This is a genomic window from Mycobacterium sp. E3339, from assembly GCF_001666915.1.
Taxonomy (GTDB): domain Bacteria; phylum Actinomycetota; class Actinomycetes; order Mycobacteriales; family Mycobacteriaceae; genus Mycobacterium.
This window is the reverse complement of the sequence record NZ_LZIZ01000212.1, coordinates 1-22,433: the sequence shown is the minus strand read 5'-3', so window position 1 is coordinate 22,433 and position 22,433 is coordinate 1. Positions and strand designations below refer to the sequence as shown.

Annotated in this window: 18 protein-coding genes and 2 pseudogenes; 13 read left to right on the top strand and 7 right to left on the bottom strand. The window is 68.9% G+C overall.

What is annotated here, in order from left to right; all coding sequences use genetic code 11:
* Positions 1-26: 26 nt before the first annotated feature.
* Positions 27-509: a nuclear transport factor 2 family protein gene (locus tag A5702_RS19700; RefSeq protein ID WP_067823026.1), complete on the bottom strand. Its 483-nt coding sequence runs from the start codon at positions 507-509 to the stop codon at positions 27-29.
* A gap of 379 nt (positions 510-888) precedes the next feature.
* On the opposite strand from A5702_RS19700, the gene A5702_RS19695 reads away from it, so the two are divergent.
* Positions 889-5,313, top strand: coding sequence for a cation-translocating P-type ATPase (locus A5702_RS19695; RefSeq protein ID WP_082956135.1), 4,425 nt, complete (start codon positions 889-891; stop codon positions 5,311-5,313).
* Positions 5,314-5,318: 5 nt separating this feature from the next.
* On the opposite strand, the gene A5702_RS19690 is transcribed toward A5702_RS19695, so the two are convergent.
* Genes A5702_RS19690 through A5702_RS19680 form a run of 3 tightly spaced genes read right to left on the bottom strand, consistent with a single transcriptional unit; the run spans position 5,319 to position 8,319 of the window.
* The gene (locus A5702_RS19690; RefSeq protein WP_068222890.1) at positions 5,319-5,915 is read right to left on the bottom strand and encodes a PaaI family thioesterase; all 597 of its coding nucleotides are present in this window, start codon (positions 5,913-5,915) and stop codon (positions 5,319-5,321) included.
* Positions 5,912-6,712, bottom strand: coding sequence for a mycofactocin-coupled SDR family oxidoreductase (locus tag A5702_RS19685; protein WP_068222888.1), 801 nt, complete (start codon positions 6,710-6,712; stop codon positions 5,912-5,914). The genes A5702_RS19690 and A5702_RS19685 overlap by 4 nt, the downstream gene beginning before the upstream one ends.
* Positions 6,709-8,319, bottom strand: a complete 1,611-nt coding sequence (locus A5702_RS19680) for an NAD(P)/FAD-dependent oxidoreductase (protein WP_231965106.1) — start codon at positions 8,317-8,319, stop codon at positions 6,709-6,711. Before A5702_RS19680 ends, A5702_RS19685 begins: the two co-directional genes overlap by 4 nt.
* A gap of 204 nt (positions 8,320-8,523) precedes the next feature.
* Here A5702_RS19680 and A5702_RS19675 point away from each other — a divergent pair, with 204 nt between their 5' ends.
* The 7 genes from A5702_RS19675 to A5702_RS25885 all read left to right on the top strand — a co-directional run bounded on the left by A5702_RS19675 (position 8,524) and on the right by A5702_RS25885 (position 14,509).
* Positions 8,524-9,708, top strand: a complete 1,185-nt coding sequence (locus A5702_RS19675) for an acyl-CoA dehydrogenase family protein (protein ID WP_055405611.1) — start codon at positions 8,524-8,526, stop codon at positions 9,706-9,708.
* Positions 9,709-9,717: 9 nt separating this feature from the next.
* A complete protein-coding gene (gene bphC, locus A5702_RS19670; protein WP_055405612.1) occupies positions 9,718-10,626 on the top strand; it encodes a biphenyl-2,3-diol 1,2-dioxygenase in 909 nt (302 codons plus the stop codon).
* Positions 10,623-12,089 carry an FAD-dependent oxidoreductase gene (locus A5702_RS19665; RefSeq protein ID WP_068222887.1) on the top strand — a complete coding sequence of 489 codons (1,467 nt, stop codon included), beginning with the start codon at positions 10,623-10,625 and terminating at the stop codon, positions 12,087-12,089. The genes bphC and A5702_RS19665 overlap by 4 nt, the downstream gene beginning before the upstream one ends.
* Positions 12,090-12,226: 137 nt before the next feature.
* Positions 12,227-13,036, top strand: coding sequence for an IclR family transcriptional regulator (locus tag A5702_RS19660; RefSeq protein ID WP_156669683.1), 810 nt, complete (start codon positions 12,227-12,229; stop codon positions 13,034-13,036).
* The gene (locus A5702_RS19655; protein WP_068222876.1) at positions 13,033-13,383 is read left to right on the top strand and encodes a hypothetical protein; all 351 of its coding nucleotides are present in this window, start codon (positions 13,033-13,035) and stop codon (positions 13,381-13,383) included. The genes A5702_RS19660 and A5702_RS19655 overlap by 4 nt, the downstream gene beginning before the upstream one ends.
* Complete coding sequence (locus tag A5702_RS19650) at positions 13,376-14,008, top strand: Dabb family protein (RefSeq protein ID WP_068222874.1); 633 nt, start codon at positions 13,376-13,378, stop codon at positions 14,006-14,008. The genes A5702_RS19655 and A5702_RS19650 overlap by 8 nt, the downstream gene beginning before the upstream one ends.
* Positions 14,009-14,071: 63 nt before the next feature.
* Complete coding sequence (locus A5702_RS25885; protein WP_082956134.1) at positions 14,072-14,509, top strand: SRPBCC family protein; 438 nt, start codon at positions 14,072-14,074, stop codon at positions 14,507-14,509.
* 30 nt (positions 14,510-14,539) lie between these two features.
* Here the strand turns inward: A5702_RS25885 and A5702_RS19640 are convergent, their stop codons facing one another.
* The gene (locus A5702_RS19640; protein ID WP_068222868.1) at positions 14,540-15,427 is read right to left on the bottom strand and encodes an SDR family NAD(P)-dependent oxidoreductase; all 888 of its coding nucleotides are present in this window, start codon (positions 15,425-15,427) and stop codon (positions 14,540-14,542) included.
* The gene (locus tag A5702_RS19635; RefSeq protein WP_068222865.1) at positions 15,424-17,355 is read right to left on the bottom strand and encodes an NAD(P)/FAD-dependent oxidoreductase; all 1,932 of its coding nucleotides are present in this window, start codon (positions 17,353-17,355) and stop codon (positions 15,424-15,426) included. The genes A5702_RS19640 and A5702_RS19635 overlap by 4 nt, the downstream gene beginning before the upstream one ends.
* A 102-nt stretch (positions 17,356-17,457) precedes the next feature.
* On the opposite strand from A5702_RS19635, the gene A5702_RS19630 reads away from it, so the two are divergent.
* The 5 genes and pseudogenes from A5702_RS19630 to A5702_RS19610 form a co-directional block, all read left to right on the top strand.
* A complete protein-coding gene (locus tag A5702_RS19630) occupies positions 17,458-19,044 on the top strand; it encodes an acyl-CoA synthetase (protein ID WP_068223038.1) in 1,587 nt (528 codons plus the stop codon).
* The gene (locus A5702_RS19625) at positions 19,044-20,183 is read left to right on the top strand and encodes an acyl-CoA dehydrogenase family protein (protein WP_068222862.1); all 1,140 of its coding nucleotides are present in this window, start codon (positions 19,044-19,046) and stop codon (positions 20,181-20,183) included. The genes A5702_RS19630 and A5702_RS19625 overlap by 1 nt, the downstream gene beginning before the upstream one ends.
* Positions 20,180-21,205 carry an acyl-CoA dehydrogenase family protein gene (locus tag A5702_RS19620; protein WP_231965104.1) on the top strand — a complete coding sequence of 342 codons (1,026 nt, stop codon included), beginning with the start codon at positions 20,180-20,182 and terminating at the stop codon, positions 21,203-21,205. The genes A5702_RS19625 and A5702_RS19620 overlap by 4 nt, the downstream gene beginning before the upstream one ends.
* A 69-nt stretch (positions 21,206-21,274) precedes the next feature.
* On the top strand, positions 21,275-21,751 hold the full coding sequence (locus tag A5702_RS19615; protein ID WP_068222860.1) for a nuclear transport factor 2 family protein: 477 nt from the start codon (positions 21,275-21,277) through the stop codon (positions 21,749-21,751).
* Positions 21,751-22,110, top strand: a pseudogene (locus A5702_RS19610) (SDR family NAD(P)-dependent oxidoreductase); the annotation flags it as partial. The gene A5702_RS19615 and the pseudogene A5702_RS19610, both read left to right, overlap by 1 nt.
* Here the strand turns inward: A5702_RS19610 and A5702_RS25880 are convergent.
* Positions 22,084-22,433: pseudogene (locus tag A5702_RS25880) on the bottom strand (SDR family NAD(P)-dependent oxidoreductase); the annotation flags it as partial. The pseudogenes A5702_RS19610 and A5702_RS25880 overlap by 27 nt on opposite strands.

Here is a 22,433-nt window from a genome sequence, read left to right as displayed (position 1 = left end):
GTCGCCGCCATCAGGGCTAGCGGCCATCAGGCCTCGGCCAGCCCCGCCAGGCCCGCGGTCAGCAGCGCGTGGGCTTCGGGTTTGCCGTCCAGAATCCGGCTGGTGCGCGCACCGATGTGCCACCGGCCGTCGATCCGGCGCAGCACGAAATGATTTGCGGTGCAACGCCACACGCGATACCCGTTGCCGTCACGAACCAGCACCAGGGATTCGCACACCGCCACCGCCGAGTCCCCGGTGACCGTGACGACGCACGGCCCGAGGAAGTGACAGCACCCCTTGGCCACCAGGTTCCGGTGCGCCGACGAGTTGACCATGGCGTGCACGTCCGCCCTGCCTTGCATCCGCCAGCCGTCGACGTCGTAGCTGCCGTCGCTCGCCCACAGCCCGGCGGCGGCCTCGGGATCCGCGGCGTCGACGGCCGGCCCGTACGAGGCGATCAGCCGCTCGATGTCGCGCTCGTCCTCGAGCCGGCGCAGCCGCGCCTTCAGGTCGTCGATGTCGCTCATGGTTGCTCCTCATCGCCGGGATCGCGGCAGCGGACCACTACTAATCCCCCACACGTTAGGACGGACGGCATGAGCATCAGGGGCTAACGGCCGCAATCCGGGGCGGGTGTAACCACAACGGCCGGTTCGGGTTTGCTCCAGCTTTGAATCAGGCGGCCCGAACAATCTGATCGATGCTCCCTAACAGCCGCGATCACTTTTTACATGTTATTTACGCGGCTCCATCTCAAGTTGCTGGCCCCTTGACCGCGGGTTAGGTTGGTCGGGTTTGCGGTCGCGGCCAGCGCCGGTCGTCGGCCTCCCTCGCGGAAAACCGCGAAGCAGCCATTCGTCATGTGCGTGAAAGGGGTTGCGCGTGCGACAGCTTTCACCCCTGGGGATGGTGTCCACGGGACTCGGCGCCGCCGCGGGACTCGGCGACGCGGTCGGCAGGCTGGCGATCGCCGGCCTCGATGTTGTCGCGCTGCCGGTCCGGGTCGGCGCACAGGTGCTCTCGGGCGAGGTCTCCCGCTCCACGCTGACCCGGCGGTGCGGCCGCGGCGACGGCCGCGTGTGGATCGAGGTGCGTGGCCTCGACGGCGCGGGTGGGGCGGCGCGTGGCGCGGCCATCCTCGACGCGCTGCGCGCGCACCCCGGCGTCACGAACGTCGTCCTGAACCGCCCGCTTTCGCGGGCGGTTGTCGAGACCGACGGCGACGGGGTATCGCTGAACGAGCTGTGCACGGTGCTCGATGACACCGAAAAGGACCATGGCGCAGCCGATTCCACGCGGTCGGACAGCTTGCCCGGTGACGGACTGCCGTTGGCCGCCCGCGGCGCGATGGTGGCCGTCAACGCCGCCGGGTTCGCGGTCGCGGTCGCGGGCCGGGCGATTCGGTTGCCGGCGGCCCCGATCGCCGTCGAGGCGGTGTCGGCGGTCGCGAATCATCAACCGTGGCTGCGCCGTGCGCTCGAGGCGGGGATCGGCCCCGGCGCGACGGACACCGCGTTGTCGGTGTTCGCCACCGCCGCGCACGTGGTCACCCTGTCGCCGGCGAAGCTTTCCGTCGACCTGGCGGTGCAGGCCTTCAAAGCCGCCGAGTGCCGGGCCGCCGCGCGGGCATGGGAGCGCTGTGAACCGGAACTGGCCCGTCACGCCGACGAGGCGGAGTCGCTGCACCTGCCACGCCCGGTACCCGCGCCGGCCGGGCCGGCCGAACGCCACGGGAAGCGCGTGGCGTGGGCACAGCTGATCGGCATCGGCCTGACGGGTGCCCTCACCCGAAACGTCACGATGGCTTCGAATGCGGCGCTGGCGGCTTCGCCGAAGGCGATGCGCACGTCGCAGGAGGCGTTCGCGACCACGCTCGGACGGGGGTTGGCGGACCGGCACGGGGTTCTGCCGCTGCGGCCGGAAAGCCTGCGCCGACTCGACACGGTGGATGCGCTGCTCATCGATCCGCGCGTGCTGTGTGGCGAGCAGATGCGGGTGGTGCGCGTGCGCGGCGCGCGCGACGGTGAATTGCTCAGCGCCTGGACCGGCGCGCAGGAATTGCTCGACGAGGGCGTGGGCGCGGGCTGGCACGCCATCGTCGCCGCGGCGGGTGACGGCGAGGTTGTCGAGGCGCTCATCGCCCCGGCCCCCCACCCGCTCGCATCCGCGATGATCACCCAGGCGCGCGACTCCGGTGCGCGGGTGGTGTCGGTCGACACCGACCTGCTCGGTGACCTGCGGCCCGCGTTCGATGACGTCCGCCCCGTCGGTGACGACGGCATCGACGACGCACTCGCCGCTGCGGTGTCCGCGCTGCAACGCGACGGGCATACCGTCGCGTTGGTGTCATCGACTGCCGCGCAAGCGCTTTCGGGTGCCGACGTGGCCCTGGGCATCAGGCCGGACGCCGACGCCCCGCCGCCCTGGAACGCGGACCTGATGCTGGATGACCTGGCCGCCGCGTGGCGGGTGCTCCACGCGATGCCCGCCGCCAGGAGGGCGAGCGAGCAGGGCATCGCGATCTCGGTGGGCGCTTCGGCGCTGGGCGCGTTGTTCATGGTGCCCGGGGTGCGCCGGCTGCGCGGGCCGGGCCCGGTGACCATGGGGGCCGTCGCGGGACTTTTGTCCGGATACCTGTTGGCGCGCGGCACGATTCACGCGCAGGTGCCGCGGCCGGCCCCGGCGTTCGAGTGGCACGCGATGTCGGTCGAGCGGGTCCGCGACGTGCTGGCGGCGCTGCACGAACCCCAGGAGCGTTCTGCCGGCTCCCAACCGGGACGGGGCGGCGGGGCGTGGGAATTCGCCCGGGCCGCCGTCGCCGAACTGACCGGTGACCCGCTGACGCCGATCCTCGGATTGTGTTCGGCGGCCACCGCCGTGCTGGGCTCGCCCACCGACGCGGTGCTGGTCGGCACGGTGCTGACCGGGAACGCGTTGCTGTCGACGGCCCAACAGCTTCGGGCCGAGAACCGGCTGAACCGCCTGCTGGCCCAGCAGACCCCACCGGCCCGCGTCCTCACCCAGGGGTCCGGCTACCGAGAGGTCGTCATCGAACAGCTGCGGCCCGGCGACGTGATCGAGGTGCGCAGCGACGAGGTGGTGCCCGCCGACGCCCGGGTGATCGAGGCGCACGACCTCGAGGTCGACGAATCGTCGCTGACCGGTGAATCCTTGTCGGTCCAGAAGCAGGTCGAGGCCACGCCCGGGGCCGAACTGGCCGAGCGCCGCTGCATGATCTACGCCGGCACCACCGTAGTGGCCGGCACCGCGGTCGCGCTGGTCACCGCCGTCGGGGCCGACACCCAGAGCCGCCGCGCGGCCGAACTGGCGTCCGGCGCGCTGCCGACCGTCGGCCTGCACCATCAACTCAGCCGGCTGATGAGCCGCGCATTCCCGTTCAGTGCGGGCGGCGGCATCCTGGTCGGTGCGCTCGGCCTGCTGCGCGCCGGCGGCCTGCGCCAAGCCCTCGGCAGCGCCATCGCTGTCGCGGTGGCGGCCGTCCCCGAGGGCATGCCGCTGATGGCCACCCTCGCCCAATCCGCGTCGGCGCAGCGGCTGGGCGAATGCGGGGCGCTGGTGCGGGTGCCGCGCGCGGCCGAGGCGCTTGGCCGCGTGGAGGTGGTCTGCTTCGACAAGACCGGAACGCTGAGCGAGAACCGCCTCCGCGTCGCGGAGGTGCACCCGGTGGCGGGCCATTCCCGCGAAGACGTCCTGCGGTGCGCCGCCCAGGCGGCACCGGCGGACGACGGGAATCCCCACGTGCACGCCACCGACGAGGCCATCGTCAAGGCGGCGGACGCGGTGCCGGGGTCCGGTCCACGACCCGCGGCCGACGCGCACCTGCCGTTCCGGTCCGGCAGGGCGTTCTCGGCGTCGGTGACGGGCACTGCGCTGACCGTCAAGGGCGCGCCGGAAGTGGTCTTGGCGGCGTGCCGGGAGGCGGGCCCGCAGGTGCACGACGCGGTCGCGGCCCTGACGACCGCGGGGCTGCGGACGATCGCCGTGGCGCAACGCCGCCTGAGCGCGCAACAGGCGCGGTCGTTGCGGAAGGACCCCGACCGCATCACCGAACTGTGCGGCGCGGGGCTGACGCTGACCGGATTCGTGGGTCTCTCGGACACCCCCCGCCCGCAGGCGCCGCAGTTGCTGGCCGACCTGGCCGCGCGGGGCGTGGCGATCCGGCTGATCACCGGCGACCACCCCGTGACCGCCACCGCGATCGCCCGCGAACTGGGGGTATCGGTGAGCGCCGACCAGGTGATCACCGGGTCCGAATGGAACGCGCTATCGCGCCCGGATCAGCAGCGCGCGGTTTCCGAGCGGGTGATCTTCGCGCGGATGTCGCCGGAGAACAAGGTGCAGGTGGTCCAGACGCTGGAGCGCGCCGGGCGGGTGTGCGCCATGGTCGGCGACGGCGCCAACGACGCCGCCGCGATCCGGGCGGCAAGCGTCGGCGTCGGTGTGGTCGCGCGCGGCAGCGACTCCGCCCACACGACCGCCGACCTGGTCCTCACGGACGGCCGCATCGAGACGCTGGTGGCCGCCATCGACGAGGGACGCCGACTGTGGCGCGGGGTCCAGGCGGCCGTCGCGGGTCTGCTCGGCGGCAACGCCGGGGAGGTGGTTTTCTCGGTCATCGGCACGGCGCTCACCGGGACCTCACCGCTGAACACCCGGCAGTTGCTGCTGATCAACATGCTCACCGACGCGTTGCCCGCGACCGCGGTCGCCGTCAGCACGCCGGCGGGGCCGGTACAACGCGTCGGGCGCGGCATCGACGAACGGGCCCTACGCCGAACGGTGGCGGCGCGCGGGGCACTCACCGCCACCGCCGCCACGGCGGCCTGGCTGATGGCGTCGGTCACCGGGCTACCGCAACGGGCCTCCACCGTCGCGTTGATCTCGTTGGTCGCGGTCGAGTTGGGCCAGACCGTGGTCGATTCGCACGCGCCCCTGGTGCTACTGACCGCCGCGGGCTCCTTCGCCGCGTTCACCGCGATGATCAGCACCCCGGGGATCAGCCAACTTCTGGGCTGCACGCCGGTCGGCCCGTTGGGCTGGGCGCAGGGGCTGGGCACCGCCACGGCCGCCGTCCTCGCCGTCGCCGCCACGAATCGATTGCGCTCGGGCCGTCGGGACGAAGAATCGCCACGCACCGATGACACGGAACCGCAGGAGCCCGCCGAGTCCCCACAACCCCCGCAGCACAGCGGATCTCGGGCGCCGCACACCGCGATCCTGATGGCTCCCGCGAAGGCCGCGCGCGCGCTGAAATTGGTGGACCAACATCAGCATCGGATTTCGGCAGAGGCCGTCACCGATCGCCCGTGAGCCGCTCAGTCACGGTCACCGCGCGGCTTGATGAACACACCCTCCGCACCGACGGTGATTCCTTCGCTGTCGGTGATCTGCCCCTTCGCGAAGGTTTTCACGCCCTCGACACGGTCGACCCACGCTTCGGCCCGCACCAGACCCAACGGCGTCCCCCGGACATAGCGCAGCGTGAGCGTGCCGGTGTAGGCCGGTCGGCCGGGTTCGTGCGCGGTCGCGCCCAGGATGTGGTCGAGGACCATCGCACACACTCCGCCATGGACGTGTCCCGGGGGCCCCTCGTAAGCGGCGCCCAGTGTGATTTCCGTCCACACGGCGCCGTCGGCACCGCGGTGAATCACCAACGGAGGTGCGAGCGGGTTCCGCGCGCCGATCATGACGTTGCCGGAGGTGACGGGTTGTCCGTCGGAACGATCACGCATGGCGAACGAGCCCGGCATGAGACTTTCGCTCAATTGCTCTACCGCGCAATCAATGTGCGCCTTCGCCGACGCCACGGCGGCGGCGCGGGCCTCGGTGCGGATCGTCGCGTCGATCAGTCGCCGAACGGACTGGGCGAGCGGTTCATACGCCGGTGCGCCGCTGCCACCGGTTTCGGTCATGTCGCCTTCTGCGAAAGGCCGGCGTCGACGACGAGCTGGGTGCCCGTGATGTAGCGGCCCTCCTCGGAGGCCAAAAACACCACCGCATTGGCCACGTCGACGGGCTCTACCCAGGGCACCGGCAGCAGGTTGCGCGCCCGGAAGACTTCCGCGACATCGTCGGCGGTCGGGTTCTCGAGGTCCGGGCGCAAGCGTCGAAACGTCCCGTCATTGAGAATCATCGGGGTCGCGACCGGCCCCGGATGAACCGTGTTGACCCGGATGCCGGAAGGGCCGAGCTCGTTCGCGAGGGTGCGCGCCAGCCCGACCACCGCGTGCTTGCTCGCGGTGTAATGCGCGGAATTGGGCGTCCCGCGAAGACCATTGGTCGAACTGATGATCACGATGGAGCCCCCCTCGCCCATGTGCGGTACGCCGGCCTTGACCGTGTGCCACACACCGGTCAGGTTGATGTCGAGCGTGCGATGCCAGTCTCGGGGGTCGAGTTCCCATGTTCGGCCGCCCGCTATGTGGATTCCGGCATTCGCGATGATGGTGTCGAGGCGCCCCAGCGCCGTGACGCCATTGGCTACCGCGCCCGTGACGGCGTCCAGGTCACTGACGTCGGCAACGCCCGTCACGCAGCGTCGGCCACGGCTTTCGACATCCCTTGCGGTGTCGAACAACTCGCTGCTCGCCGCGGCGGCATCGAGCGCGATCACATTCGCGCCCTCGTCGGCGAAGCGCTGACAATGCACCCGTCCCGTTCCCTTGGCGGCGCCGGTCACCAGCACCACCTTGCCAAGCAGTCTCGTCATCGTGGCCCCTCAACCAAATCGAAGCCCGGGTACCCGGCCCCGGCCACCTCGGCGCAGATGTCGTTATAAGTGGCGAAGCCGCCGACGAATAGCATGAATCCCCTTGGCTTTCCGGGCACGTTGGCGCCCATGTACCAGGACTCCGCCTTGGTGAACAACGTGGCGTCGGCGAGTCGTGCGCATTCGGCTCCCCAGCCGTCGACGGCATCACGGGTCGCTTCGATCGCGGCGAGCCCGTGGTCATCGAGGTAAGCAATCGCCGCGGCTATCCAATTCACCTGCGCCTCGGCATGCAGCACCATGTTCGCCAGCACGGCGGGCGCCCCGGGACCGGAGATCAGAAACAGGTTGGGGAATCCGTCGACGCCCAGCCCCAGGTAGGTGCGCGGCCCTTGCGCCCAGTCGTCGCGCAATCGACGACCGCCGCGTCCGATGATGTCGATCTTCGCCAACGCACCGGTGAGGGCGTCGAAACCCGTTGCCAGCACGATCATGTCGACGTCGTAGTGCGCGCCGGCGGTTGCGATCCCGCTGGTGTCCACGGATTCGATCGGTGTGTCACGCACGCTGATCAGCGACACGTTCGACCGGTTGAAGGTGCTGAAGTAGTTGCTGTCGGTGCAGATCCGCTTCGTGCCGATCGGGTGATCATTGGGAATGAGCAGGTCGGCCAGCGCAGGGTCGTCGATGACCGCGCGCACCTTCTCTTCGTAGAACTGTCGGGCCTCGTCGTTGGCGGTCAGGTCGGTCATCTGGTCGGGGAACGTCTTCGAGAACAGCACACCGCCCAGCTGCCAACGCTTCTCGAACGCCGCCCGACGTTCCTCCGGCGTGAACTCCATCGCCGGCTTCGGCGCCGTAATGTGCGGTGACCCGCCACCGCTGCGCCACGAGAGCCGCCGTCGTTCGGCGTAGTTCGCCTTGATGTCGTCGAGCTCGGTTTCGCTCAACGGCTTGTTGCCGGCCGGGACGCTGTAGTTGGGCGTGCGCTGGAAGACGAAGAGATGTTCGGCGTGCTCGGCGATGATCGGAATCGATTGAATGCCAGACGAACCGGTGCCGATGACGGCGACCCGCTTTCCGGTGAAATCGACGGCATGCTTCGGCCACGCGGCGGTGTGGTAAATCTCGCCCGCGAACGAATCGAGGCCGCGGAAGTTCGGCGTCAAAGCCGCTGACAGCGGGCCCGTCGCCATCAGACAAAATCGGGCGGACAGCACGTCGCCGCCGTCGGTGGTGATCACCCAGCGCAGCGTGGTTTCGTCTAGTGCGCAGGACACGACGCGGGTGCGAAATGTGATGTCGCGGCGCAGGTCGAGTTTGTCGGCCACCCAGTTCAGATACGCGAGGATCTCCGCCTGGGTCGCGTACTTCTCGGTCCAGTTCCACTCTTGCTGCAATTCATCGGAGAAGGAATAGCAGTAATCGACGCTTTCGACGTCACAGCGCGCACCCGGATAGCGGTTGTAGTACCAGGTGCCGCCGAGCTCCGGCGCCGCCTCGAGGACCCGCGCGGACAGTCCCTGGCTGCGGAGCTTGTGCAGGGCGTAGAGGCCGGCGAACCCCGCGCCGACCACGACAACGTCGACCGGCTCCGCGCTACTCACGGGCAGGGACGTTATGTCGTACCACCCCGACCGCGGGGGCCGATTCCCGGTCACCGGACACTGAGGTGACCTAGTCCCGGCCCGTGGGCGCCACGGTCGTGCAGTCAACTTCGACCGCTTTTTCGCCCGCTCATTGGGAAGGGCTTCGGCTGAGGCACGAACTGCGGTAGACCATTACTAAGCCCCCAGACGTAAGGAACCAACATGAGCGAACGGGTACTCGACCGGGTCGTGGCGATGGCGGATCAGTTGCGCGACCAGGCCGCCGAGGCCGAGCGGATCGGGCGGCTGACCGATGACACGGTCAAGCTGATGAAGGGCGCCGGCCTGATCCGGCTGCTGCAAACCAAGCAATACCAAGGCTTCGAGGCGCACCCCCGCGAATTCGCCGAGACGACGATGGCGACCGCTGCGCTGGACCCCGCGGCCGGCTGGATCGTCGGCGTGGTCGGCGTGCACCCCTATCAGTTGGCGTACGCGGACCCCAAAGTCGCCGCCGAGATCTGGGCCGACGACGTCGACACCTGGATGGCCTCCCCCTACGCGCCGCAGGGGGTGGCCAAACCCGTCGACGGTGGCTACATCTTCAACGGCCGCTGGCAGTTCAGCTCGGGCACCGACCACTGCGACTGGATCATCCTGGGCGCGATGCTCGGCGACGAAAAGGGCATACCGATCATGCCGCCCCAGATGCTGCACATGATCCTGCCCCGCAAGGACTACGAGATCGTCGAGGACTCGTGGAATGTGGTGGGGTTGCGGGGAACCGGATCCAAGGACGTCATCGTCAAGGACGCCTTCGTCCCGTCGTACCGGACGATGGACGCGACGAAGGTGATGGACGGCACCGCCCAGCGCGAGGCCGGCATGACCGAACCGCTCTATCTGATGCCGTGGTCGACGATGTTCCCGCTGGGCATCTCAGCGGCCACCATCGGCATTGCCGAGGGGGCGCTGGCCGCGCACCTGGACTACCAACGCGAGCGCGTCGGCGCCACCGGAACCGCGATCAAGGACGACCCCTACGTCATGTTCGCCATCGGCGAGGCCGCCGCCGATATCAACGCCGCCCGCCAGGAACTGCTGGCCAACGCCGACCGGATCTACGACATGGTCGCCGCCGGCAAGGAGGTTTCGTTCGCCGACCGCGCGGCCGGCCGGCGCACCCAGATCCGCGCGGTGTGGCGCGCGGTGTCGGCGGTCGACGAGATCTTCGCCCGCTCGGGCGGCAACGCGGCCCGCATGGACAAGCCGCTGCAACGGTATTGGCGCGACGTGCACGTCGGCCAGCTGCACGCCATCCACATGCCGGGCACCACCTATCACGCGTCGGCGCTGAGTTCGCTGGGCATCGAACCGCCCGAGGGCCCGCTGCGGGCCTTGATCTAGGAGCAGATGTTGACCGACCTGAAAAGCCTGGGTTACATCACCATTTCGACCAACGACATCGACCGCTGGCGGCAATTCGCCTTCGGCGTCCTGGGTTTCGCCGAGGGTAAGGGCCCCGACCCCGAGGCGCTCTACCTGCGGATGGACGAGCGGGCGGCGCGATTGATCGTGGTGCCGGGTGAGACCGATCGGGTGCTCACCATCGGCTGGGAGGTGCGCGACCACCCGGCGCTGCAGCGGGTCAAGGCGACGCTCGACGGCGCGGGGGTGCCGTTCAAGCAGCTGTCCGTCGACGAGGCCGAGGCCCGCCGGGTGGAAGAGGTGATCAGCTTCGAGGACCCGGCGGGCACCACGCTCGAGGTCTTCCACGGCGCGGTGCTCGATCACAGCCCGGTGATCACCCCGTTCGGCGCGAGGTTCGTCACCGGCGATCAGGGGATGGGCCACGTCGTCGTGCCCGCGATGGATCCGGGCGGCGTGTTCGACTTCTACACCGAGGTCCTCGGCTTCCGTTCCCGCGGGGCGTTCCGGGTGCCGCTGCCGAAGGAGTTCGGCCCGGTGCGGGTTCGCTTCCTCGGGATCAACGAGCGCCACCACAGCCTGGCGATCGTGCCGGCCGCACACATGCGTGACCCTCGCCTGGTGCACATCATGGTCGAGGTCGACGCCCTCGACGCGGTGGGCCAGGCGCTGGACCGCGTCAACGCCGAAGGCTTCCAGTTGTCGTCCACGCTCGGGCGGCACACCAACGACAAGATGATCTCCTTCTACGTTCGCGCGCCCGGCGACTGGGACATCGAGTTCGGCACCGAAGGCATGCGAGTCGACGAAAACTATTACACGGCAGAGGAAATCACCGCCGACAGCTACTGGGGTCACCAGTGGATCGGCGAAATGCCCGCGGCCATGCGGCTATGACACCGGATACCGACGTCACGCCGGTCCCGGCCGCGTCGATCACCTCGTGGGATGACGAGGCCGACGTCGTCATCGCCGGCTACGGGGTGGCCGGCGCCGCGGCGGCGGTCGAGGCGGCGCGCTCGGGCGCCGAGGTTCTTGTCCTGGAACGCACCGGATCCTGGGGCGGCGCGGCGGCGATGGCGGGCGGGTTCATCTACCTCGGCGGTGGCACTGGACTGCAAAAGGCCTGCGGCTTCGACGATTCCGTCGACAACATGGCGGCCTTCCTCAACGTCGCGATGGGACCCGGCGCCGACGAAGACCGGATCGCCGACTACTGCGCCGGCAGCGTCGCGCACTTCGACTGGCTGGTCGGCTGCGGTGTGCCGTTCAAGGCGGAGTTCTTCGCCGAGCCCGGCTGGGAACCGATGGGTGACCAGGGGCTGATGTACAGCGGCGGGGAAAACTCCTACCCGTTCAACACGATCGCCTCCCCCGCCCCGCGCGGGCACGTCCCGCAGATGTCGAACAAGAAGCAGGGTGAAGCGAGCGCGGGCTACATGCTGATGAAGCCCCTCGTCGAAACCGCCACGGCCGCCGGCGCGCGCGCGCTCTACGACGTGCGCGGGCAACGCCTCGTCGTCGAGGCCGACGGCAGGGTGGTCGGGATCCGAGCCCGCCGGTACGGCGGCGAGATTTCGGTTCGGGCGCGGCGCGGGGTGGTGCTGGCCATGGGCAGCTTCGCCTACAACGACGCGATGGTGGCGCGCTACGCCCCGCGGATCGCCGGCCGCCCGGCCGCCTCGATCGAGCAGCACGACGGCCAGGCGATCCGGATGGCGCAGGCGCTGGGCGCCGACCTGGCGCACATGGATGCGACCGAGGTCGCGATCTTCATCGATCCCCAGCAACTGGTGCGCGGCATCCTGGTCAACGGCCGCGGCCAGCGCTACGTCGCCGAGGACACCTACCCGGGTCGCGTCGGGCAACTCACGCTCTACCACCAGGACAACACCGCCTACCTCATCATCGACAACGACGCCAACGAAGAGGCGAACGCGTCGTGGTCGCCCAAGTTCATGCTGCGCCAGGCGACCTGGGTGGCCGACACCGTCGCCGACCTGGAGCGCGACATGGGGCTGGCGCCCGGCTCGCTGCAGGCGACCGTGGCCGCCTACAACGAGGGCGCCGCGCGGGGCGAGGATCCGTTGCTGCACAAGAAACCCGAATGGCTCAAGCCGATCGGCTCGCCGGTGGGCGCCATCGATTTGCGGGAGAACACCGGCGGTTTCACGTTGGGCGGGCTGGCCACCACGCTGAACGCCGAGGTGCTGCACGTCAGTGGGGAACCCATCCCCGGCCTCTTCGCCGCCGGGCGCTGCACCGCGGGGTTGGCCGCGTGGGGTTACGCCAGCGGCATCTCGCTCGGCGACGGCAGCTTCTACGGCCGCCGCGCGGGCCGGTCCGCGGCCAAGGGCTGAGCCCAGCCGCATCCTTCGCCGCCGCCCCGAAACTCGCCGACTTCCGCGATGCGTGACAACCGCCACACCGGTGTGCTAGGAATATATTCCTAATAGGAATATACCGGTCAGGCACACTTGGAGGATCGATGTCAGGCATCGCTGAACCCGCCACCCCGACGGCCGTCATCGACCGCATATCGCTGGTCCTCGACGCCTTCGAGGGGCCGGGGCGGCTCACCCTGGCGCAGATCGTCAGGCGCACCGGCCTGCCCCGCTCGTCGGCGCATCGGATGCTCGAACGCCTGGTGCAGCTGCGCTGGCTGCGCCGCAGCGGCCGGGATTACGAGCTGGGCATGCGCCTAGTCGAACTCGGATCGCTCGCCGTGCATCAGGACCGGCTGGTGCGGGCCGCCGGCCCGCTGCTGGGCGAATTGCACCGCGCCACCGGCCTTGTCGTGCACCTGGCCGTGCTGGACGGCCCGGACGTGGTCTATCTGGACAAGATCGGTGACCAGAGGATCCCGACCCGGGTGGGTGGTCGCCAGCCCGCCCACTGCACCGCGGTCGGCAAGGCGATCCTCGCCTATCGCGACGAGGACGCCGAGCTCGATCTGCGGGTCCGCAAGACGCGATACTCGATCTCCAGCGGCAACCAGCTGGCCGTCGAGTTGGCCAAGGTGCGGGCCCATGGCGTCGCGTTCGAGCGCGAGGAGTCGCTGCTGGGCTTCGGCTGCGTGGCGGCACCGATCGGCGGGCCCGGTGAGGCGGTGGCCGCGGTGTCGGTCTGCGGGCCGATGAACCGCATGATGTTCGACCAGCGACTGACGGCCCCGGTGCGGATGACCGCGATGGGCATCTGGCGCAACGTCGAGGGCGGTCCGCAGCGCGTCGCTCCAACCCTGCAGCCGCTGCGCCCGTTGCGTCCCGCGGGTCCGGCGACGCGGCCCGCCCTTCAGTACGCGTGAACGCGGGCGGACGGGTCTTCGTGATCGACCGGGTGCTCACCCGACCCGGGTGCGCTCGACGATTCGTCGACGCCTACCTCGCCGAGTACGCCCCGGGCGCGCGGGAGCGCGGCATGACGTTGCGCGATGTCCTCGTCAGCCCGCCGATCTGGTTCGATGACGAAACCAACACCGTGACCATCACCTGGACGCTGCCCGACGTGCGGGCGTGGTGGGAGATGACGTGGAAGGGCAGGCCGGACCCGGCCCTCGGTGAATGGTGGTGCGGCATAGCCGATCTCGTACAGGAGCGGTCCCGCTCGTTCGCCGCGTCCGCCGAGGACGTGGACCGGCTTTGCGATGTTTAGCGTCACCAGGTTGTTGGACGTCGTCGAGGACGAACGCGACCGGATGCTCACCGCGTTGCGCTCGGCCGCCCGCGACGCCCAAGCGTCGCGCTGGGTGGTGCAGCCGACGCTGCCCGGTTCGCGTAACGGCGGCGACATTCTCCTGCACATGCGGTTCACTGGTCCACGCGAATGGGACTCTGTCGCAGGAACATTCAGCAAGCTGCTGCGAGACCCGTCGGTTGGTCACGTCAACGGCGCGAGCTATCACGGCCGTCCCGCCAGCACGGATTGGTCGGCTCTTCCGGGGTCCGTCTATCGCACCCTGTTGTTGAGCGTGGTGCCCGGTACCGACCGGGCGACCATCGCCCGTTTTGAGGCCGATCTGCGGCTGATGCCGAAATACACTCGGACCATCACTGATTGGCAGCTCAGCCGTGTAGACGAAGCGTCCGGCGCCTCGGCGTGGACCCACGTGTTCGAACAGCACTTCACCGACGTCGACGGGCTCATGGGCCCGTATTTGACGCATCCCATCCACTGGGCGGTCGTGGACCGTTGGTTCGACCCCGAATGTCCCGAAGTCATCGTGCGCGATCGCGTTTGCCATAGCTTCTGTCTCAGTGCTGCTGCGGTTTTGAGGTAAGCGGAAGCCGTGAGTGTGCGGCCATGCGGCACCCGGACGTTGTGCTTCGCGTAGTCTCTACCCGTGCGCTTCTCCTGTCGCGTCGAAAGGCCGTGCACCGCGCCTGCCGGGGTCGTTTATGACCTGCTCATCGACGTCGAGCGGTGGCCGGATTGGTTGCCCGGCACCCGGAGCGCCGGTTGGGACGACCCAGGAGGCGCCGGTACACGGGAAGGCGCCATACGCCGAGTCGTGGTGAGTGGATTGACCATGCGCGAAAAGGTTTTGGTGGCCGAGCGCCCGCACCACCACGCCTACACCATCTTGTCCGGGATCCCGGTCGCCGACCACCGCGCGGATGTCGACATCCGTGACAAACCTGGCGGGTCGCTCATCGTCTGGCGGGCAACGTTTCGTTCGCGAATCCCCTTCGCCGGACCACTCGTTTGGGTGCTGCTGCGCATGAGCATGCCCAGAATGGCCGCTGCCCTGGCCGAGGGAGCCGAGCGCCGGCCGGTGTGACGCTGCCAGGCCACTCGCATTTGACCCCAGTTAGAGCCCCGCGGCCCTGATATTCGGATTGGCCGTCGGCGGTGGCGGCAACGGCGGCAACGATCGGGTGCCATCCAGGCTGTGCACGGGCAGTTGCTGCGACCAGGGAAAGTGCAGGCTGAACGCGACGAGTCCGGTGCGCTCGGCGGCCGGCAGGTGGCACATCGCCAGCACGGTCTCGGCCAGGTATTCCACCGGCTCGGTCGGGAAGCCATCCGGAATGAGCTGGGCCGCACCGGGTGTGCGAACGGCCGTCGACGGGCCGACGCAGTTCACCGCGATGCCGGCATCGAGCAATTCGGCGGCGACGCCCTGGGTGAAGCGATGCAGCGCGGCCTTGCACGACGCGTAGATCACGTCGCCGGAGGTCTTGTTGTAGTCGCGATACGGTCGCACCGGGGCGACGCCGGTCACCGAGCCGATGTTCACGATCCAGCCCGCGCCCCGCTTGCGCATCTGCGGTACAACGGCTTTGGTCAGAACGAACGGTGTGCGCAGGTAGTGCTCCACCGTGCGGTCGAACGTTTCCAGACTCATGTCCTCCACCAGACAGTAGTCCGCGAAACCCGCGTTGTTGACCAGGATGTCGATGCGGCCGGCGCGGTCGACCACCTCGTCGATCAGCCCGTTGCGCTGCCCGGCATCCTCGAGGTCGGCCGCGACGGCGAACGCGTTCCCGCCGGCGGCCTCGATCAACTCGACCGTCTCGCCGATGGTGCCGGGCAGCGTGCTGGCCGCTCCACCGCGCACGGACGACGACGCGTCGTGCGAGCGGGCCGTGACCGCCACGGTGGCGCCTTCCGCCGCCAAGCGGAAGGCGATGGCCCGGCCGATCCCGCGGCTACTGCCGGTGACCAAAGCCGTCCTCCCGGAGAGCAACCCGGTCATCGCAACTCGAAATCGCCCTCAACGGGTACCCGGTGATCACGCCATACGTCGAGCAGCCGGTAAGGGAAGGCCGTCACGATCCGCCCACCGCCCGAACGGTAGTACGTGTGCGCGGACGGGGTGTGACACCACACGGTGCCCTCCATCGTCGCGTCGATGTCGGCGACGTAGTCGTCGTAAGCGCGCTGCTTCACTTCGATGGTCGACGCCGCTCGCAGCGCCATCAGCTGGAGGCATTCCACCACGTAGTGCACCATCACCTCGACGCCGAAATTGTGTCCAGCGCCGTGTCCCGGGCTGTAGTTGGGCGCCGACGAGATGAACAAGTTCGGGAACCCGGGGACGGTCCCACCGCGGTAGGCCCGCGGCCGGTTGCCCCACTCCTCGGCCAGCCTCTTGCCGCCGCGCCCCTCAATGTCCATGGTGGACAGGAAATCCAGGTGATAGCCGGTCGCGTAGACGATGACGTCCAAGTCGATCTGCCTGCCGTCGGCCGTCACGATGCCCGCCTCGTTGACACGGGCGGGTTCGCTCGCTTCGACGTCGACGTGCTCGCGGGCCAGCGCCGCGTAGTACCCGCCGGGATCGCGGATGATCCGCTTGCCGTAGGGCGCGAAGTCCGGCGTGACCTTCCGGGCGAGTTCGCTGCCCGCGCCGAAAACGTCGTCGATGTACTTCAGGCACATCTGCAGCAGCGCGTCGTTGGCCGGCGAAATGGACAGATGGTCGCGCGCCCATTCGGCGTCGTACAAGATCACGGGATAGTTGTTGTCCGCGGTTCCCCAATAGGATTTGAGCCGAATCCAATTGGCGTAGAACGGCAACCGGGTGCCCAGCCACCGCTGATAGTCGGGCACGTCATCGGTCAGCCGCCGCCGCGGCGCCACCCAGTGCGGCTGGCGCTGGAACACCGTCAGGTGCGACACCTCATCGACGCACGCGTCGACGATCTGCACCGCGGTGCATCCGGCACCGATGATGGCAACCCGCTTGCCGGTTAGATCGAGGCCGGGATCCCACTGCGCCGAATGGATTTCGACTCCCGCGAAGGTCCCCCTTCCGTCCAGTTGCGGCCAGCGTGGCCGGTTGAGGTAGCCGGCGGCCGGGATCACCACATTGGCGTAGCTGATCTCGCTGGCACCGCCGGGGCCCACCGCACGGACCTGCCACTGCTGACGCTCGTCGTCCCACCGAAGGGCTTCGACTTCGGTTCCGAAGCGGGTGCGTTGCCGCAGTCGGTATTTGTCGGCCACCGACACCAGATAGGACTGATACTCCCGCCCCATCGGGTAATAGCTGGACCAATCGCCGTTGATGTCGCGCGACAACGAGTAGTACGCCGAGGGCGTGTCCACGCCGATACCCGGATAGGTGGTCGTGTACCAGGTGCCACCGACCTCGTCGTGGCGGTCGAAGATTTCAAAGTTCACGCCGGCGTCGGCCAACTCCAACGCGGCGGTCAATCCCGCGATGCCGGCGCCGATGATCGCCACCCGAAAGTCGTCGGGGAGCTTCGCGGTGCGAGGCAGGACCGGCTGGGGCGGTTGGAATCCGCCCTGCTCCAACAGCAGCGGGAGGTATTCGGGGTCGATCGTTCCGCCGAGCGCGACCGGCGCGATCCGCGCGAACAGGTCGGGGTCGTCGGCCCGGGCGGCGTGCGGGGGCCGGTGCACTTGCAGCGCGCTGACCACAGCCTCGACGATGGCCGCCCGCGTCTCCGGGTCGGTCGTGCCCGCCTGCTCCGGCGGGTCGGGCACGTGGGTGATCTTCGGCGCGAAGCGGTCGACCACGCCGGGGTCACCGGTGAGCTGCGCCAGCACCGCGACGAGCACGCCGGGGTCGGCGCGAAGCAGGTTGGCCCGCAGTTCGTCGCGATCGACGCCCACGGGCCCGGTGCGGTCGGCTCTCGCGGTTGCGCCCGTGCTCATGACGCCGAGTATCGCCGCCGCCCGTCGCCATCGGGTGGCCCTTGTCTACTCAGCGGGACACCGGGGACAAACCGTCGAGTGTCGGCGCCTACGGTGGCCGGCATGCAGTTGGGCGAGTTGGACGTCAGCGTCGCGCGCGCCCGCGGCCATGCGCTCGGCGATATCCCCCGCCGGTCGGCGCGCAGACACCCGGACAAGATCGCGATTGTCGACGGCGACGTCGTGCTGAGTTTCGCCGACTTCGAGAACCTGGTAGACCGCGCGGCCGCGGCGTTGGGCGACAACGGTTTTCGAGCCGGCGATCGGGTGGCCCTCCTGTCGCACAACTGCTGGCAATACGCCGTACTGGCGTTCGCCACGGCGCGGGCGGGGGTGGTCCTCGTCCCGGTCAACTTCATGCTCACCGCCGAGGAGATTTCCTACATCCTCGGCCACAGTGGCGCACGGGGATTCATCGTCGAAGCGGACTTGACACCCACCGCGGAGCAAGCCATGCGACTGGGTGGCTCGGTGACGACGAAGGCGGCGCTGGCGCCGCCCGGGCGGTCCGCGCCGGTCGGCTGGCCCGACTTCGCCGAGTGGCTGAGCACCACGTCGACGGCCCCACGCCCCCACATCGATGACGACCAGCTGCTGCGCCTGATGTACACCAGCGGCACCGAATCGCGCCCCAAGGGCGCCATGCATACCAGCCGAAGCCTGATGTGGAACTACATCAGCACGATCCTGGCCGGCGACATGTCCGCCGACGACGTCGAGATCCATTCGCTGCCGCTCTACCACTGCGCGCAACTCGACAACTTCCTGGCCACCGATGTCTATCTCGGCGCCACCAGCATCATCCTGCCGCGGCCGGACCCCGAACTCGTCCTGCACACCATCGAGCGCTACGCCGTCACCAACTATTTCGCCCCACCGACGGTGTGGATCTCGTTGCTGCGATCACCCCTCTTCGACACCGTCGACCTGTCCAGCCTGCGCAAGGGCTACTACGGCGCCTCGGCGATGCCGGTCGAAATCCTCAACGAGATTCGGGAGCGCCTGCCGCGCATGAGGTTGTGGAACTTCTACGGCCAAACCGAAATGGCGCCGCTGGCCACCGCGCTCGGGCCCGACGAACAGGACGCGCACGCGGGTTCGGCGGGGCGGCCGGTCGCCAACGTGGAGACCGCGATCCTGGACGACGCGGACAAGTCCGTCGTCACCGGAACAGTCGGTGAAATCGCCCATCGCAGCCCGCATTTGATGCTGGGTTACCTGGACGATCCGCAGCAGACCGCCGAGGCCTTCCGGGGCGGCTGGTTCCACTCCGGCGACCTCGGCTACTACGACGAGAACGGGCTGCTCCATGTCGTGGACCGCAAGAAGGACATGATCAAGACCGGCGGGGAAAACGTCGCAAGCCGGGAAGTCGAAGAGGTCATCTACCGGCACGGCGGCATCGAAGAAGTCGCGGTCTTCGGCCTGGCCCACCCTATTTGGGTCGAGGCCGTCGTCGCGGCGGTGGTGCTGCGCGACGGCGTCAACCTCGCCGAGGACGACGTACTCGCGCACTGCCGCGCGCACCTGGCCGGGTTCAAGACACCGAAGCGGATCTTCCTCGTCGATTCCCTACCGAAAAACCCCAGCGGCAAGCTGCTGAAACGCGTGCTGCGCGAGCGATTCAGCGCGGGGTGGAAGATACGGTGATGGCCTCTTCCCGGCAGGTGCCGCCGATCGCGCTCGACCCGTTGTCGAACCAGGACCTTCGCGACGAGGTGCGGCAGTTCCTGGACGACCAACTGGCCGCCGGGGCGTTCACCCCGTCGGTGGACGCCTGGCTGTCGGGATGGGACGAAAACTTCACCGCCGCGCTCGCGGCGCGCGGCTGGTTGGGAATGACGGTGCCCGTCGAATACGGCGGCCACGGGAGCTCGTTTCTGGAGCGGTTCGCCGTCACCGAGGAGCTGCTCGCCGCCGGCGCCCCCGTCGCCGCGCACTGGATCGCCGACCGGCAGATCGTGCCGTCATTGCTGAAATACGGCACGGAGTCACAGAAGCTGGCCTTCCTGCCGCGGATCGTGCGCGGCGAGTGCTTCTTCGCCATCGGCATGAGCGAGCCGGAGTCCGGCTCCGACCTGGCCAGCGTGCGCACCAGGGCGCTGCGCGTCGACGGCGGGTGGTCGCTGACCGGCACCAAGGTGTGGACGTCCGGGGCGCACCTCGCGCACGCGTTCATCGTGCTCGCCCGCACGGCGCCACTGGATCCAGAGCACCGGCACGCCGGACTGAGCCAATTCATCGTCGACCTGCGGGGGCCCGGCGTCGACGTGCGCCCGATCGTGTCGATGAACGGCGCCCACCACTTCAACGAGGTGATACTCGATGAGGCGTTCGTCCCCGACGAGATGGTGTTCGGCGCAATCGGTGACGGCTGGCGGCAGGTGACTTCCGAGCTGAGCTTCGAGCGCAGCGGACCCGAGCGGTACCTGTCGACGTTCGTCCTGCTCGCGGCCTGCGCCGACCGGATGGCCGCGAACGCCATTCCCCGCAACGCGGAGCTGGGGAGGCTCGTCGCGCGAGTCGCCGGTCTGCATCACATGTCCACCGCGGTTGCCGGCGCGTTGGAACGGCGCGAGCCGGCCGATATCCCCGCCGCCCTGGTCAAGGTGCTCGGCACGACCACCGAGGGCGAGATCGCGGAGTTCGCCGACCTGCAGGACTCCCCCGACCGGATCTTCGCCGCGTTGGTGCGTGCCGGCGTGGATCAACGGCCGGGATTCACCCTGCGCGGTGGCACCAACGAGGTGCTTCGCGGGGTAATCGCCCGCGCATTGGGGCTGCGGTGAGCGCCGGGCCTTCCGTCGACGAAGCCCTGGCCGACATGATGGGCGCCGTCTTCGGCGCTCACCGCGAAAAGCTCGGGAGCGAAACGATCGTCGAGCGGGGCTCCGGTCTGTGGCGGCAGCTCGCTGAGCTTGGTCTGCTGCGCCTCACCGGTGCGGTCGAGCACGGCGGCAGCGGGGCCGGGTGGTACGAGGCGGCCGAACTGCTGAACGCGGCGGTGCGCAACGGTATTCGAATTCCGCTGGCGGAGCACGACTTGCTGGCGTGCTGGCTCCTGGACGCCAGCGGATTGGGCGCCGACGGCGCGGCGCGCACAGTCTGCGTGGTCGACACGCGCGGCGTCGCGACGCACGTGCCATGGGCGAGCACGGCCGAACGCGTGGTGGTCGTATGGCGCGCCGACGGGCAGTACCGCGTCGCCGACGCCGCGGCCGAGATGCTCACCATCACCCCCGGCGCCAATTCGATCGGTGAACCACGTGACACCGTGGCCGCCGAGCTCTCCGGCCTGCAGGGAACGCCCATCGGCCTGACCCTGGTCAGCCAGCTGCGGCTGAGGTCGGGGTTGGTGCGGGCGATCCAGGTGTGCGCCGCCCTGGACGAAGCACTGGGACTCTGCATCGAGCACGTGACCTCGCGAACGCAGTTCGGGCGCCCACTGGCGAAGTTCCAAGCGGTTCAGCACCTGGTTTCCGACGTCGCCGCCGAGGCCGCGCTCGCCCGGGCCGCGACCGAGGCGGCGTTGGCGGCCGGCGTCGGGGGCGAGTGGTCGAGCCCGACGCTGGAATTCCTGGTGGCCGCCGCGCGTTCGTGTGCGGGCCACGCGACCTCCGTGGTGGTGAGGAACGCCCACCAAGTGCACGGCGCCATCGGCACCACCCGCGAGCACCGCCTGCACGAATTCACCACGGCCGCGCTGGCGTGGCGGTCGGAGTTCGGTTCGATGCGCTACTGGGACGACGTCGTCACCGACGCCGCCATGCGCGTGAGCGCCGGGGGTTTGTGGAGCCTCATCACGGAGTGAGGCGGATGTGTTCCACTCATCGGGCGGTCACCGTGCCGTCGCGCCCACAGTGGAGTTTCATTCGATGCCATGAACCACGACATCGCGCTGTCGGAACTGCAGGAGTTCGTCGGCGAGTTCTGGTACCACTACGACGAGGCCCACTACGACGAGCTGGCACTCCGATACGCCCATGACGTGCGCTATGTGACCAGAAGTGACTCGGGCGCAAGTCCTTTCGAGGACCTGATGTCGCCCGAGCTCAACGGCCGAGACGCGGTGATCCAGTGGTTGTCCCAGCACCGCATGCAGAGCCCGTACCCGCTGCGCCACCACGCCACCAACATCCACCGCACCGGCACCGACGGTGACGTCACCCGCGCGCGGTTCTACATCCTCGTCAACCAGATCGCCAATTACGTGCCGTTCGCGGTTTCCAGCGGGGTTGTCGACGTCGCCGTCCGGCGCGGCGACGACGGGCTGCAATTCAGCGAGATGGACGTCGTTCTCGATGCGACCAACTCGGTCCTGCTGGCGGACCTGCACGCCGACAGCACCACCCCCTGATGAGCGCCCGCGGCATCTTCGCCGGCGGCGTCGCCGTCATCACCGGCGCCGGATCCGGGATCGGTGCCGGTTTGGCGCGGCACGCCCACCGGCTGGGCATGACCACGGTGCTCGCCGACATCGACGCCGACGGCATCGCCGCGCTGCGCGACGAACTGTGCGCGGCCGGAGGGACGGCCGACGACATCGCCTGCGACGTGCGTGATCCCGAGGCGATGCAGGACCTCGCGGACCGGGTCTATCGGGATTTCGGCGCGGTACGGCTGCTGGTGAACAACGCCGGTATCGAACAGTTCGGCTATCTGTGGGACACGCCGGTGACGAACTGGCGGCGCGTCGTCGACATCAACATCAGCGGATTCGAAGATGTTGGACACCACCGGCCCGGGCAGCACCGCCTGCACATGGATGTGGTGGTGGTGTCCCGCCAATTGCACCTCGGTGCAAAGGCATTCGGTCATGGCCAGCACGGCGTGCTTGCTCACGAGGTAGGGCGTCTGCAACGGCATCGTCACTACGGCGCCGACCGACGCAACGTTCCACACCCACGCCTGCTCGTCGACGGCCATCATCTTCGGCAGAAACGCGCGCACGCCGTAGAAGACTCCGCTGATGTTGATGTCGACGACGCGCCGCCAGTTCGTCACCGGCGTGTCCCACAGATAGCCGAACTGTTCGATAC

Coding starts and splice junctions, on each gene's coding strand:
- A5702_RS19700 (WP_067823026.1), bottom strand. CDS start 509: ATGAGCGACATCGACGACCTGAAGGCGCGGCTGCGCCGGCTCGAGGAC.
- A5702_RS19695 (WP_082956135.1), top strand. CDS start 889: ATGGTGTCCACGGGACTCGGCGCCGCCGCGGGACTCGGCGACGCGGTC.
- A5702_RS19690 (WP_068222890.1), bottom strand. CDS start 5,915: ATGACCGAAACCGGTGGCAGCGGCGCACCGGCGTATGAACCGCTCGCC.
- A5702_RS19685 (WP_068222888.1), bottom strand. CDS start 6,712: ATGACGAGACTGCTTGGCAAGGTGGTGCTGGTGACCGGCGCCGCCAAG.
- A5702_RS19675 (WP_055405611.1), top strand. CDS start 8,524: ATGAGCGAACGGGTACTCGACCGGGTCGTGGCGATGGCGGATCAGTTG.
- A5702_RS19665 (WP_068222887.1), top strand. CDS start 10,623: ATGACACCGGATACCGACGTCACGCCGGTCCCGGCCGCGTCGATCACC.
- A5702_RS19650 (WP_068222874.1), top strand. CDS start 13,376: ATGTTTAGCGTCACCAGGTTGTTGGACGTCGTCGAGGACGAACGCGAC.
- A5702_RS19640 (WP_068222868.1), bottom strand. CDS start 15,427: ATGACCGGGTTGCTCTCCGGGAGGACGGCTTTGGTCACCGGCAGTAGC.
- A5702_RS19635 (WP_068222865.1), bottom strand. CDS start 17,355: ATGAGCACGGGCGCAACCGCGAGAGCCGACCGCACCGGGCCCGTGGGC.
- A5702_RS19630 (WP_068223038.1), top strand. CDS start 17,458: ATGCAGTTGGGCGAGTTGGACGTCAGCGTCGCGCGCGCCCGCGGCCAT.
- A5702_RS19625 (WP_068222862.1), top strand. CDS start 19,044: ATGGCCTCTTCCCGGCAGGTGCCGCCGATCGCGCTCGACCCGTTGTCG.
- A5702_RS19615 (WP_068222860.1), top strand. CDS start 21,275: ATGAACCACGACATCGCGCTGTCGGAACTGCAGGAGTTCGTCGGCGAG.